The organism is Microbacterium aquimaris, from assembly GCF_039531285.1.
GTDB lineage: Bacteria > Actinomycetota > Actinomycetes > Actinomycetales > Microbacteriaceae > Microbacterium > Microbacterium aquimaris.
On record NZ_BAAAPT010000001.1, the window covers coordinates 892,911 to 906,237 of the forward strand.

Genomic DNA, 13,327 nt, shown 5'->3' on the forward strand with positions numbered 1-13,327 from the left:
ACCGCAACCTGACTCAGATTCATACGTAAAGGAAAACCATGGCTGGAAAGTCGAGCGGCGACCGCCGCAAGACGCGGAAGGGCGCGAAGAACGCCGCTCCCGCGAAGTCGATCCGCGTGGGCGTCATCGATTACAAGGACGTCGCCACGCTTCGCAAGTTCATCTCCGAGCGCGGCAAGATCCGTGCCCGTCGTATCACCGGTGTCTCGGTGCAGGAGCAGCGTCTGATCGCCAAGGCGATCAAGAACGCGCGCGAAATGGCGCTCCTGCCTTACGCCGGCGCTGGCCGCTAAGGAGTATCTGATGGCAAAGCTGATTCTCACGAGCGAGGTCTCCGGGCTGGGTAGTGCCGGTGACGTTGTCGAGGTCAAGAACGGGTACGCCCGCAACTTCCTCATTCCCCAGGGTTTCGCAGTGGCATGGAGCCGCGGTGGCGAGAAGCAGGTCGCGTCGATCCGCGCTGCTCGTGACGCCCGCACGATCCACGACCACGAAGAAGCCGTGGCGCTGAAGACGGCCCTCGAGGCCGCCACCGTCAAGCTGTCGGTCAAGGCCGGCGCCGAAGGTCGCCTGTTCGGTTCGGTCAAGACCACCGACGTGGCCAACGCGGTCAAGGACGCCGGTCTCGGTGACCTCGACAAGCGCAAGATCCACATCACGTCGCCCATCAAGGCGGTCGGCGAGCACGAGGCCACGGTTCGTCTGCGCGACGACCTGACCGCCGTGATCGCCCTCCAGGTGGTCGCCGCGAAGTAAGGCTGTTTCGGGCCTCGCCCGAGCACCGCGGATGCCGCGGTCCCGATTCGGGGCCGCGGCATCCGCTTTTTGTGCGGGTGGAGCGGGTGGGGTCAGCCGATCGACGCCCTGCGACGTGCCAGCACGAGGCCGGCGAGGAGCACCAGCAGACCGAGACCTGCCGCCCAGCCGGCGACATGCCCGCCCGTGGCGGCTAGGACCGCCGTGGTACCCGCCGCGGCCGGCATCGCCGTCACCGGGCTACCAGACGACGCCGCGGTCACCGGAGTCGAGGGTGTCGTCGGGCCGGCCGGCGTACCGGGATCGATGGGCGTCCCCGGGTCGGTCGGGTCGGTCGGGTCCGTCGGGTCACCGGGCGTACCCGGCGTCGTCGGCGAGGTCGTCTCCGAGTCGCCGATCACCGAGATGGCGTTCCCCCCGATCGTGATCGGCAGCTCGATCGGCAGCAGCACCTGGGTGCCGCCGAGGATCGAGTCCGAACCGCCGGTGATGCTGTCTCCACCGTTCGAACCGCCGCCGTTGCCGGTGGTGGCGTCGGTGGATTCGCTGTCGCCGATGAGGGAGATGGCGTTGCCGCCGACGGTGACGGGTGCCTCGATGGATGCGATGACTTGGGTGCCGCCGAGGAGGCTGTCGTCTCCGTTGGTGGTGCCGTTGGTCTCGCTGCCGTGTCCCCCGCCGTTGCCGGTGGTGGCGTCGGTGGACTGGCTGTCGCCGATGAGGGAGATGGCGTTGCCGCCGACGGTGACGGGTGCCTCGACCGGCGCGACGACCTGAGTGCCACCGGCGACGCTGTCGTCTCCCGACGTGTTCGCAGCGGTGTCGTTTCCGCCGTTGCCGTTTCCGGTGGTGCCCGTGGAGGCATCCGTCGACTCACTGTCACCGAGCACCGAGATGGCGTTGCCGCTCACGGTGACCGGCGCCTCGACCGAGACGACGCCCTGGGTGCCGCCCGCGACGCTGTCATCCCCCGAGGTGGACGCTTCGGGCGCCGATTCCGAAGAGCCACCCGACGAGGTGTGTGCCCCGTCGGAATGGCTGTCGCCGGCGACCGAGACGGCATTGCCCGACATGGTGATCGGCACCTCGACGGTGATGATCGCCTGCGACCCGGATGCGGCGCCGTCGCTCCCGGAGGTGGAGGCCTCCGGGGCGGGAGCCGGTGCGGGTGCCTGGGTGTCGGCACCCTCCGAGTGGGAGTCGCCGAGCACCGAGATGGCGTTGCCGCTCACCGTGATGGGTGCGTCGACGTCGACGATGGCCTGGGTGCCCGAGAGCAGCCCGTCTTCTCCGGATGTGTCGGCGGCCTGGGCGACCCCGGCACCGAGGAGGGAGATTCCTCCTCCGATGACCGCGCCCCACAGGGCACGCTTGACGATGGTGTGCATTTCAAAACTCCTTGAGTGAGGTATCGACAGCACGCCGGATGGCGTGCCGGATCATCTGCCGCACGCAGGACGGTGCGGCTCGATACCGTCAGTCAGGAGTCGAGTCGGTGTCGTAGACCGGCGCTCCGGGCAGAGCGTCGTCGACGTGGGAGTGGGGCGGGCCCGCGTGAAGAAGGCTGCGCCACGTGTCGCCGAGCATGCCGGCGGGCTGTGCGGCAGCGGCGCCGAGGGCGCTTCCGTTGCCACCGGGAGCGTGGGAGGGCGCGGCGTGAGGGGTCAGCAGACGCGACCCGGCGGCGCCGACGACCGCTGTAGCCCCTATGGCGGCGGCGATCGCAGACGGCGCCCACGACCCGTTCTGCGACCACCAGGCGGCGCCCATGGCGGTCGCGACACTCGCCACGGCTGTTGCGATAGCGGCTTCGCCCACGGAGACGTGTGCGGCGATGAGCGCCGGAACAGTTCCGGGGAGAGCCGGAACGGCCGGCGCTACGGGCAGGTCGAGTTCGGGGATCACCACGACCGGCGGGGCCGGGTCGGTGGTGTCGCCGACCAGGACGGTGCCGACGGTCGTGTCGATCACGGCGGCGGTGTCGGTGATCGCTTCGCCAACGCCGAGGCCTTCGGCGACATCCCCGACGATCGGCACCTCGGAGACGAGCTCGACGACGGGGGTGGTGACGGAGGAGACGGGGCCGGAGCTGACGACGGTCTCGACCGTCTCGGCGACCGCGCCGGCGCCGTTCTCGACGACATCGGTCGTGGTGGTCACGGTCTGCGTCACCGTCTCGACGACGGGGGCGACGACCTCGGGGACGGCTTCGACGACGGCGGCAACGGGCGCGGGTGCCTGCTTCGCGACCGGCTCGGTGACCGTTTCGACGACGGGCGCCACGACGGTCGCGGCCGTGTCGAGCGTCGCACCGGCGACGTCGTCGACCGCGCCCGTCGCGCCCTCGACGACCGACGTGGCCGCGCCGAGCAGGCCTGCGTCGTCGTCTTCAGCGGCGCCCGCCGACGGGGTGTGCAGAAGGATCGCGGCGGCGGCCCAGAGCAGGCCGAGGCCGAGCGCGACCAGCAGGACGCGCTGTGCGTGGGTCAGGGACCGTGCTACCGGTTCACGCATCCCCTCATCACCCCCTTCGCGTCATCCCTGCTCCCCCCGGAGCGGCGTTCGGTGCGTCTCGGGATGCCGCGGTGTGGGTAGGAATGTACTCCTGCAGCGGGACGGGTGTAAAGACCCTTCGCGGCGGAGCCCGGCGTGTCGCGCAGTTGCACATGTCACAGATTTGTGCACAGACAGCACCACGGCGGGCAACTCTCAACACGAACTTCAAACACATTCACTGTCCACAGCCCGTGGATAAAGAACAGCCAGGTCAAGAGGCATAAAAAAGTTGGAGCAGGCCTTGGATGCTCGAGTTTTCCACAGGGGTTGTTCACACCCGTCCCCGAGTTGTTCTCACTCTGTCCACAGAGTTATCCACAGGTGCTCTTGCACCGGGGAAAGGGTGTCTCTACCGTGAAGGTCTGCCCATGGGGGTGGGCGTGGAATCGTCAGCGCCGGCGACCGTGTCGGGGGTTCGTGCTCCCATCAGAACACGGGAGCAACAGCTGACTCGTTTGTCATGCCGCCCTACGCGTGCGCCGGTGCGGCGCACCGTGCCAGGGGTGCCGAAGTCAACCAGAAGGGGATACCCGTGTCGATCGCCGACATCTCACCCGACCGACTCGGTGCACCCCGCGAGAACGAGCGCACCCCGCCGCACGACTTCCTGGCCGAGCAGAGCGCCCTCGGCGGAATGTTGCTGTCGAAGGATGCCGTCGCCGACGTCATCGAGACCCTCCGCGGCACCGACTTCTATGTGCCCAAGCACGAGCTCATCTTCGAGGCGATCCTCAGCCTCTACTCGCACGGTGAACCCACCGACGTGGTCGCCGTCACCGACGAACTGATCAAGACCGGTGAGCTGCAGCGCGCCGGCGGCGCGGACTACCTGCACACGCTCACTTCGATCGTGCCCACCGCGGCGAACGCCGGCTATTACGCGTCGATCGTCTCGGAGCGCGCCCTGCTGCGCCGGCTGGTCGATGCCGGCACCCGCATCGTGCAGATGGGCTACCAGGGCCAGGGTGACCCGCTCGACCTGGTCAACAACGCGCAGGCCGAGATCTACAACGTGTCGGGCGATGACACCGCCGAGGACTACGTGCCGTTGACCATCGCGGTGGATGCGGCCGTGGAGGAGATCGAGGCCGCGCGCGGCCGGGACGGTCAGATGACGGGCATCCCGACCGGGTTCTCGGGTCTCGACCAGCTCACGAACGGCCTGCACCCCGGGCAGATGATCATCATCGCCGCCCGTCCCGCGATGGGTAAGTCAACGCTCGCGCTCGACTTCGCCCGCGCCGCGGCGATCAAGCACGACATGCCCACGATTTTCTTCTCCCTGGAAATGGGGCGAAGCGAGATCGCGATGCGTCTCATGAGCGCCGAGGGCGCGATTCCGCTGCAGTCGATGCGCAAGGGAACCCTCGACAACCGCGACTGGACGACCATCGCCGCCACCCGAGGCAAGATCAACGACGCCCCGCTCTACATCGACGACAGCCCCAACATGACGCTCGTCGAGATCCGCGCGAAGTGTCGACGGCTCAAGCAACGGGCGGGGCTGAAGATGGTCGTCATCGACTACCTGCAGCTGATGACCAGCGGTAAGCGCGTCGAGTCGCGTCAGCAAGAGGTCAGTGAGTTCTCGCGTGCACTGAAGCTGCTCGCGAAGGAACTCGGTGTGCCGGTGATCGCGCTGTCGCAGCTGAACCGTGGTCCGGAACAGCGTCAAGACAAGAAGCCCGCCCTGAGCGACCTGCGTGAATCGGGATCGATCGAGCAGGACGCCGACATGGTGGTGCTGCTACACCGCGAGGCCGCCTACGAGAAAGACAGCCCCCGCGCCGGCGAGGCCGACCTGATCGTCGCCAAGCACCGAAACGGCCCCACCGACACCATCACCGTCGCCTTCCAGGGCCACTTCTCCCGCTTCACGGACATGGCCCCCGAGGTCTGAGCCCGTCTCCTGGGGTCCGTTCAGATTCGTTCGTTTCGAGGATCACGAGTCCACGACGGTCCATCGGACATCTCGATCGAGCGTTGCGAGCTCTGACAGCATTGGCGCATGGCGTTCACGATCAGGGAACCCCTCACGGGCGAGGCCTCCGCAATCGCCGACATTCACGTCGCGACGTGGAAGGAGGCGTACTCGGAGCTGCTCCCTGAGGACTACTTCTCGGAGGAGTACGTGGCGGACCGTCATCGGATGTGGCAGCACATCCTGACTCACCCGCGCGACGACATGGTCGTTCGCGTGGCCGAGACCGATGGCGAGATCGTCGGATTCGCTTGGGCAGGGCCGGGCGAAGGAATCGATGGCGAGCAGCCGCCGCGGGATCGACTCCTGTACGCGATCTACGTTCTGGCCGTGCACTACGGGACTGGGGCCGGGCAGGCGCTGCTGGATGAGACCCTTGGGGACGGTCCGGCCATGCTGTGGGTTGCCAAGGAGAATCCGCGCGCGACGGCGTTCTATCTGCGCAATGGATTCCGATTCGACGGTGTCGAACAGGTCGACCCCCACGCCCCGTCGATCACCGACGCACGGATGTTGCGGTAGCCGCGTGGGAGACGGGCAAGTCAGGTGTCGCTGGTCGGTCTCCGGCGGGGTCGCCTTCGCGCTCTAGACTCGCCAGATGGTACGTCGTCGCGGCAGCCTGACCGCACCACGCGAGCATGATCCGGATCTGCCCCGGGTGCTTGAGGACCACGCCACGCTGGCGCCGCGCGAAGAACGAGAAGGCGCTCGAATCGTGCTGGGCAACGGGAACGTCGACGCGCCGCATAGTCGGATCTTGGAGTCTGTCCTCCAGGTGGGGACTCTGGGACGGATCGACCTCACGGGGTCGACGCTCGTGGATGTCGCCATCGAGGATCTCGGCGCAATCGAGGTTTCCGCCCGAGACGGCAGGTGGCGGAACGTCGTCGTGAACGGTGGCCGTGTGGGAACGTTCGACGCCGTGCGTGCAGATTGGGACGGCGTAACGTTGCGCGGGCTTCGCATCGACTTCCTGTCGCTGCCCTCGGCCGAGGTTTCGGATGTGCTGATCGTCGATTGCACGATCGGAACGCTCGATGTGCCGGAGGCATCGCTGACGCGCGTGCGCTTCGAGAGCTCCCGCGCCGACGAGCTCGATACCCGCGGCTTGCGCGCGAAGGACCTGGATCTGCGTGGGCTGGACGTCGTCGCGTTCACGGACGTGCGCGGTCTCGCAGGTGCGACGATCCATGAGCGGCAGGCGGAGCTCCACGCCGTCGCTCTTGCCCAAGCGCTGGGAATCAGCGCGGAGGATTGATTCCGCCTACCCTAGACCCGCTTGGATGGCGCGGATGTTCGTGGCGAGCACGCCTCGACTGAGGAGTCCGCGGCCGAGCGGACCGCTCGTGTCTTCGTCGCGGAGCGGCAGCCGACGCAGTGCTGCTCTGGCTTCCGGGCTCAGTTGATCGAGCATCTCCCGCGCGAGGAGGGAACGCGCATTGAGAATCTGACCGTGCGGGTCTTGTGCGACACGCACGCGTTGGTCGGAGATGGCTGCACCAGCTGGTGGGAGGGCACGCGTTGATGGACCGGTGAACGAGCAGTCTCAGACTAGACCTGCCGGTAGTGGTCGCCGGTCGCTCCAGCTCACGACATCGGATATTCACTACGCAGCTACCAGCTGGCAGTCGAAGGCGACGCGAGCGTTCGACTTCGCCCATTCCGCGAGACGCGTGAACCAAGGCGTACTTGCTGGGAAGTCGCAGCCTACTGCTGAGGAACGCTGCCCACGACCTCTGGTCGCTCACGCCGGCGACCGTGCTAGCGCAGGTTCATGGCTTGGTAACCCGCGGCTCCGATTCCGGTCATCCCTCCGAGTCGCCGCTTGACGCACGGAATCACGCTTGACGACATTCAGCCCGCGGATTCCTGGTCGGCATGGATCGAAGACCTCGACGACAACTCGCCCGCGCGGCGTCAACGATCCAAAGCGTTGGCAATTCTTGCCAACGCTTCTATCCTGGGTGCATGGTCACGATGAACGTCTCGCTACCCGACTCGCTCCGGCAGTTCGTCGATGAGCAGGTGTCTGAACGAGGCTTCGGCACCACCAGCGAGTATGTCCGCGAACTGATTCGATATGACCGGGATCGATCTCTTCTCCGTGAGCGCATCCTGGCCTCAGCGGATGCGGACTACTCCGAGCCGATGGACGGGGCATACTTCGAACGGCTCCGCGGCGTAATCCGCGCCGCAAGCGACGACACTGCCGCCCGGTGACCGGGAAGCGGGTGCGCACCCGCACCACCGCCGAGGCGGAACTGCGGTCCGCGATTGCCTTCTACACGGACGAAGGTGCGTTGGATGCCGCGCTCGGCCTGGTGGACGAGTTCGAAGCCGCATTGGCAGCGATCGGCAACCATCCGGCCATCGGATCCCCTCGACTCGAGGTCGAACTCGGCATCCCCGGCGTCCGAGTCTTCGCCCTGCGTACTTACCCTTACGTCATCATCTACTTCGATAGCGCCGAGTTCATCGACGTCCGGCACGTGCTCCACTCCAAGCGCGACATCCCGGCCCGAATGACCGATTAGCCGAACGCACACGCCCGTTCGTCAGACGCGCACCGCCCGTATACGGGTCCTGTCTTGATCTCGTGAACTATCCACGACTGAGGTTCCTAACTCCCATGGCTGGAAGGCTCGAGGGGATACCTGCGGCGCAGGATGAGCCTTTGGCCGAGGGTCCAGGCGACCGTGACGAGAAGGTAGAGCCCGGCGGCGAGCGGAACGAACATCGCCGCGACGGCGGTGCCGAACTGCAAGACGCCCACCATACGCAGCATCCCCTCGCCACCCGATGTCGACGTCGACGCCGATGGAGTCGGGCGCAGCAACCGGCGGGTGAGCTCGGCGACCGCCGCGATCACCAGGATCACGACGCCGAAGACGGCGATGGCCGGCACCGTCAGTGATCCGCTTCCGATCGATCCGATGAGGCTCGCGCCGAGCGGGACGCCGAAGAGCTCTTCGGTGAGCAGCTCGTTGGGGTGGCCGGCGATGACGTTGTGCAGGAACAGTGCGTAGATGATTCCGACGATCGGCGCCTGAATGAGCACCGGGGCGCAGCCGGCGAACGGGGAAGCGTTCTCGTCGGCGTAGAGCTTCATCGTCTCGCGTTGCAGCCGCTCGCGGTCGTTCCTGTGTCGGCGTTGCAGCGCCTGGAGCTTTGGTGCCAGACGCGCCCGCGTCTGATCGGCTTTGGCCTGCGCGACCCCCGTGGGGAGCAGGATCGTCCGCACCACGAGCGTGAGGATGACGACGGCGACGGCGGCGGATAGCCCGCCGGTGACCGGTTGCAGCAGTGACGCAACCCCCATCATCACGGCGTACGCCGCGTCGAGGGTGGCCGAGAGGGGTGGGAAGGAGAAGAGGTCCATGATGTCCGTCCGGTGAGGTGAGAGGTGGTCGCAGAGCGGCCACGCCAGACATCGACGAACACAGACATCACCCCCGCAGCGGAGGTGGAGGAGCGTCGAGTGCTACGCGGCCGAAGCCGCGATCCCCGGAGCGCGCGAACGCGGATGGCCCGCCGCATCCGGGTCGCTATGCGCCACCGTCGCCGATACACCGATGGCCCTGCCCGGACGGGCCAGGGAGGCTCGGATCGATCGGGGAGAACCGGCGGCCCGCAGCAGGACGATGACGACGACCGCCGCCAACACCAGAGCCCACATCGGTGCCGAGTCGGCGGCGGATGCGCCGACAAGAGTCGAAGAGAAGAGCAGGACCTGCAGGAAGGACGTGAGAGCGTCGATCATCGCGCCGTCACCTCCCCGCTGGATTGCGGCCACCGTAGCACTCGCGGGCCATCACCGGTCGAGACGTTCGCCCCCGTCAGCGATCGCGTCGTGACGGGCAGGGGGATCGGTCGCCGGCGCATCGAGGGTGACGGCATCGAACTCGCGGCGAAGATGCCACCGCATCGGGCCGCGACAATGGGCGCATGACCCGTCACTGGACCCCGCTCGCCCTCGCCTACCTCGTGCTGGCGATCGCGGGCCTTGTCGTCACCTGGACCTTCAATGCGATCGCGATCGCCGAGGGGAACGACTTCATCGGCGATCTCGTCTCGAGCGGGCCGGCGGTGTCGTCGATCACGAACGATCTGCTGGTGGTGGCCATCGCGGGCAGCATCCTGATCATCGTCGAATCGCGCCGCATCGGGATGCGGTTCGCGTGGCTGTACATCGTCGGCTCGGCGGTGACGGCGTTCGCCTTCACCTTTCCGCTGTGGCTGGCGATGCGCGAGCGACGGTTGGCGGCCCGGCGCGCGCAAAGCGTTCGACACGAAACGCCGCCCGCCGGCACGGCATGAACCGCATCGTGATCGGTCGTCCTCCGTCGGTGTCGACGCGGCTCGGGAAAGAAATCCGCACGAACCTGTAAGAGCGATGCCGGTCGATCGTCAGGCCTGGTGAACGGGAGCGGACAAGCCGCCCCGTCATCCGACAAGGAGACGATCATGAACGCCACCCTCACCTCGGCAACCGCCCTCGCTCTCACCCTGGTCGCGGGCCTTCCCGCGACGCTGCTCGCCGCACCCGCGGCCGCGGCACCGACGACCGCGACGGCCCACACCGACATCGACGACTTCGACGGCGACCTCGAGCCCGACCCCAAGGTCTTCATCGAGGCATCTGCGACGTGCGAGCCGGACGCCGGCATCACCTACGTGATCACCACCCACCACTCCCCCGACAACGCCACCGGCATCGAGATGCAGTGGATGGACGAGAACGGTGCGACCTCGCAGAACCTCGCCGAGCACGACACCGTGCCCTCCGGCGAGGGTGTCTTCGACGTGCGGGCGCTCCTACACACCACCACCGGGTTCTCCGCCTCCGACTGGCAGCAGGTCGTCGTCGACTGCGACACCGACCTGCCGCTGCGCGGCACCCCGGACTTCACGGGCTGAGACCACCAGGACACCGTGATGGACACCGCAGCTCTGCGCAATGCGCTCGCCCTCGTGGGCACCCTGACGATCGGCGCACTCACCGTGACCGGATGCGGCACCACCGGGGAGGCGACGGTGCAGACCGCCCCCGCCTCCCCGGGCACCGCCGCCGACACCGCCGCCCCGGATGCCGCCGCCGAGCCGGCCCACGTCGCCCGCCTCACCGCCGCTGTCGACGTCTTCGACGCCCCGGCCGGCGTCGTGGTCCGCACCCTCGATGCGGCGACCGGCTTCGGGTCGCAGACCGTGTTGCTCGTCACCGATGCAGACCGCACGGGGTGGCTCGAAGTGATGCTGCCGGGCCGGCCGAACGGGGCGCTCGGGTGGATCCGCTCCGATGCTGCCGAGGTGCGCGAGGTCGCCCTCGAAGTGCAGATCGACCTCGCCGCCCGGGAGCTGTCGCTCCTCGACGCGGGGACGGTGGTGTGGACGACCCCGACCGCCATCGGCGACCCCGAGCATCCCACCCCGACCGGATCGTTCTACGTGACCGACAAACTCGACACCGGTGACCCGAACGGCGCGTACGGCCCGTACGCGCTGGGGCTGTCGGCCCGGTCCGACGTGCTCACCGAGTTCGCCGGGGGTGACGGACAGATCGGCATCCACGGCACCAACGTGCCGGACAGCATCGGGCAGGCCGTCTCGCACGGGTGCCCGCGCATCGACAACGCCCTTGTCGCAGAACTGGCCGCTCTGCTACCCCTGGGTACACCGGTGACGATCTCGTGACCGCGGAAGGACACCCTGGTGGAGCGTCACGAACGCCCCGAAACGCGGCGCGACGCCGAGCTGGTCGAGGCCACACGCGCCGGACACCGAGACGCCTTCGCGCGCCTCGTCGAAGCCTGGTTCGACCGGTGCTGGGAGGTGTCGTGGCGGATCCTCCGCGACCGCGACCGGGCCGCCGACGTCACCCAAGACGTCTTCCTCACGGCCTGGCAGAAACTCGACACCCTGGCCGACCCGGGGGCGTTCGGCGGGTGGGTGCTCCGCATGTCCCGCAATAGGTCGCTCGATCGGCTCTCCCACGAACGCCGTGTGCAGCCGACCGACGAGGAGTGGACGCTTGAGCCCCGCGACCCCACTGCCACCGCCCTCGCCGACCCCGAACGCGAAGCCGTCCGCTCCGAAGCGTACGACCTCGTGTGGGATGCCGCGGCCGCCCTCGGTGAACGCGACGCGAGCATCCTCGACCTCCACCTGCGCCACGGCCTCGAACCGCGAGAGCTCGCCGGGGAACTGGGGATCGACCCGAACGCCGCCAACCAGGCCCTGCACCGGATGCGTGGACGGCTCGGCGCCGCGATCCGTGCCCGGGTGCTGTGGCGCAAGGGCAACCCCGACTGCGCGGCGCTCGCCGCCGACCTGCACCGTGCACCTTCGACGACGTTCGACACGCGTCTGGTGCGCCTGATCGACCGGCACGTGAAGAGCTGCGAGGAGTGCACCGAGCGCGAGCGGCGTGCCGCGGTCACCCTCGCCGCGTTCGCGGCGGTGCCGTTCGTCGCCCTGGCGCCGACGTTGCGGGCCACGAGCGCGCAGGCGCTCGCCGCCCACGGCGTTCCGGTGCCCGCGGAGTGGATGGCCGCGTCGGCACCCGGGGACGGGGTCGGGGCCGGGGACGGTGAGGGGGCGGTGTCGCCGACGGCCGGCACGGCTCGTGCAAACCGCGCTCGGTCGCCGCGGACCGGGATGATCGTCCTCGCCGTCACCGGCGTGTTGCTCCTCGCGGGAGGTGTCGGTGTGGTCGCCGGCGTGCGGGGATCCCCGGCACCGGTCGAAACGACGACCCCGAGCCCGGCCCCTTCGATCCCGGTCTCTGCGAGCCCGACGCCGGTCGCTTCGACGACGCCACCGGTCACGCCCGCGCCGTCATCACCGGTGCCCACTCCGACGGTGCCGCCTCCGGCGCCGAGCGAGCCCGCCCCCGAGACGACTCAGCCCGCATCGCCGGCACCGACCGTTCGGGTGTCCGCAGTCTGGGTCGGCGTGGACGGGTGCCCGGAAGAGACACCGTTCCTCTATCGCGTCACCTGGTCGGCGAGCGACGCCGACACCGCGCGCCTCGGCGGCAGCTGGGGCGACGATGAGGTGACTCTGACGGGCGTCGCCGAACGCTGCGGCCCGCAGAGCGCGCGCTTCACACTCACCGCGATCGGGCCCGGCGGCGAGGCCGTCGCGGCGGCGGAGGCGCAAGCGACGCCGCCAGGCTGACGCGGCTTTCCATGCGACGGTCTGGAAGGATGGCGTGGCGACCCTGGAGGAATGAACGTTGATCGAGATTCTGAGCCCCGCGCAGGTCGACCAGGCCCGGGTGACCGGCGCGCTCGTCGCCGATGTCCTGCAGGCGATGAAAGCGCGCGCCACCGTCGGTACGAACCTGCTCGAAATCGACGAGTGGGCCAAGGAGATGATCCTCAGCGCCGGAGCGGTCTCCTGCTACGTCGATTACGCCCCCTCCTTCGGCAACGGACCCTTCGGCCACTACATCTGCACCGCCGTGAACGACGCCGTGCTTCACGGGATGCCGCACGACTACGCCCTCGTCGACGGCGACCTGCTCACCCTCGATCTCGCCGTCATGACCGGGGGGATCGCCGCGGATGCCGCGATCAGCTTCATCGTCGGCGACACCCAGGATCCGGCCGACCTCGCGATGATCGACACCACCGAGCGGGCGCTCGCCGCCGGTATCGCCGCGGCCCGCCCCGGCGCGAAGATCGGCGACCTCTCGCGCGCCATCGGCACCGTCCTCAAGGGTGACGGCTACCTCATCAACACCGAGTTCGGCGGTCACGGGATCGGCACGACCATGCACGGCGACCCGCACGTTCCCAACACCGGCCGCCCCGGCCGCGGCTACCAGCTGCGCCCCGGGCTCCTGCTCGCGCTGGAGCCCTGGATCATGGCCGACACCGACAAGCTCGTCGTCGATGACGACGGCTGGACCCTTCGCAGCGCCACCGGCAGCCGCACCGCGCACACCGAGCACACCATCGCGATCACCGAGACCGGGGCTGAGATCCTCACCCTTCCCTCCGCACGCTGACCCCGCTGGTGCGGACGCGGCGC

The 13,327-nt window shown here is 68.4% G+C and carries 16 protein-coding genes; 12 read left to right on the forward strand and 4 right to left on the reverse strand.

Features of this window, described 5'->3' with window-relative positions; all coding sequences use genetic code 11:
• Positions 1–38: 38 nt before the first annotated feature.
• Complete coding sequence (gene rpsR / locus ABD204_RS04185) at positions 39–293, forward strand: 30S ribosomal protein S18 (protein ID WP_071044191.1); 255 nt, start codon at positions 39–41, stop codon at positions 291–293.
• A gap of 10 nt (positions 294–303) precedes the next feature.
• Positions 304–756: a 50S ribosomal protein L9 gene (rplI, locus tag ABD204_RS04190; RefSeq protein ID WP_194423417.1), complete on the forward strand. Its 453-nt coding sequence runs from the start codon at positions 304–306 to the stop codon at positions 754–756.
• 92 nt (positions 757–848) lie between these two features.
• Here the strand turns inward: rplI and ABD204_RS04195 are convergent, their stop codons facing one another.
• Both ABD204_RS04195 and ABD204_RS04200 read right to left on the reverse strand, forming a co-directional pair.
• Positions 849–2,144 (reverse strand): LPXTG cell wall anchor domain-containing protein, encoded by a 1,296-nt coding sequence (locus ABD204_RS04195; protein ID WP_194423418.1) that lies wholly within the window; start codon positions 2,142–2,144, stop codon positions 849–851.
• An 88-nt stretch (positions 2,145–2,232) separates the two neighbouring features.
• The gene (locus ABD204_RS04200) at positions 2,233–3,270 is read right to left on the reverse strand and encodes a hypothetical protein (protein WP_194423419.1); all 1,038 of its coding nucleotides are present in this window, start codon (positions 3,268–3,270) and stop codon (positions 2,233–2,235) included.
• 574 nt (positions 3,271–3,844) lie between these two features.
• On the opposite strand from ABD204_RS04200, the gene dnaB reads away from it, so the two are divergent.
• The 5 genes from dnaB to ABD204_RS04225 all read left to right on the forward strand — a co-directional run bounded on the left by dnaB (position 3,845) and on the right by ABD204_RS04225 (position 7,827).
• Positions 3,845–5,212, forward strand: coding sequence for a replicative DNA helicase (gene dnaB, locus ABD204_RS04205; RefSeq protein ID WP_194423420.1), 1,368 nt, complete (start codon positions 3,845–3,847; stop codon positions 5,210–5,212).
• Positions 5,213–5,320: 108 nt separating this feature from the next.
• Positions 5,321–5,815: a GNAT family N-acetyltransferase gene (locus ABD204_RS04210; RefSeq protein ID WP_194423421.1), complete on the forward strand. Its 495-nt coding sequence runs from the start codon at positions 5,321–5,323 to the stop codon at positions 5,813–5,815.
• Between the two features lie 76 nt (positions 5,816–5,891).
• Positions 5,892–6,551, forward strand: a complete 660-nt coding sequence (locus ABD204_RS04215; RefSeq protein ID WP_194423422.1) for a hypothetical protein — start codon at positions 5,892–5,894, stop codon at positions 6,549–6,551.
• 710 nt (positions 6,552–7,261) lie between these two features.
• A complete protein-coding gene (locus ABD204_RS04220; protein WP_194423423.1) occupies positions 7,262–7,513 on the forward strand; it encodes a ribbon-helix-helix domain-containing protein in 252 nt (83 codons plus the stop codon).
• Positions 7,510–7,827, forward strand: coding sequence for a type II toxin-antitoxin system RelE/ParE family toxin (locus ABD204_RS04225; protein ID WP_322597503.1), 318 nt, complete (start codon positions 7,510–7,512; stop codon positions 7,825–7,827). Before ABD204_RS04220 ends, ABD204_RS04225 begins: the two co-directional genes overlap by 4 nt.
• Before the next feature lie 86 nt (positions 7,828–7,913).
• Here the strand turns inward: ABD204_RS04225 and ABD204_RS04230 are convergent, their stop codons facing one another.
• Positions 7,914–8,672, reverse strand: a complete 759-nt coding sequence (locus ABD204_RS04230; RefSeq protein WP_194423425.1) for a YidC/Oxa1 family membrane protein insertase — start codon at positions 8,670–8,672, stop codon at positions 7,914–7,916.
• A gap of 102 nt (positions 8,673–8,774) precedes the next feature.
• Positions 8,775–9,053 carry a DUF6412 domain-containing protein gene (locus ABD204_RS04235; RefSeq protein WP_194423426.1) on the reverse strand — a complete coding sequence of 93 codons (279 nt, stop codon included), beginning with the start codon at positions 9,051–9,053 and terminating at the stop codon, positions 8,775–8,777.
• 185 nt (positions 9,054–9,238) lie between these two features.
• Between ABD204_RS04235 and ABD204_RS04240 the strand changes: the two genes are divergently transcribed.
• The 5 genes from ABD204_RS04240 (at position 9,239) to map (ending at position 13,304) form a co-directional block, all read left to right on the forward strand.
• A complete protein-coding gene (locus ABD204_RS04240) occupies positions 9,239–9,610 on the forward strand; it encodes a DUF2834 domain-containing protein (protein ID WP_194423427.1) in 372 nt (123 codons plus the stop codon).
• Between the two features lie 147 nt (positions 9,611–9,757).
• The gene (locus tag ABD204_RS04245) at positions 9,758–10,210 is read left to right on the forward strand and encodes a hypothetical protein (protein ID WP_194423428.1); all 453 of its coding nucleotides are present in this window, start codon (positions 9,758–9,760) and stop codon (positions 10,208–10,210) included.
• An 18-nt stretch (positions 10,211–10,228) separates the two neighbouring features.
• Complete coding sequence (locus tag ABD204_RS04250; protein ID WP_194423429.1) at positions 10,229–10,984, forward strand: L,D-transpeptidase; 756 nt, start codon at positions 10,229–10,231, stop codon at positions 10,982–10,984.
• 18 nt (positions 10,985–11,002) lie between these two features.
• Positions 11,003–12,469, forward strand: a complete 1,467-nt coding sequence (locus ABD204_RS04255; protein WP_194423430.1) for an RNA polymerase sigma factor — start codon at positions 11,003–11,005, stop codon at positions 12,467–12,469.
• A gap of 58 nt (positions 12,470–12,527) precedes the next feature.
• Positions 12,528–13,304, forward strand: a complete 777-nt coding sequence (map, locus tag ABD204_RS04260; protein ID WP_194423431.1) for a type I methionyl aminopeptidase — start codon at positions 12,528–12,530, stop codon at positions 13,302–13,304.
• The last annotated feature ends 23 nt before the right edge of the window (positions 13,305–13,327 follow it).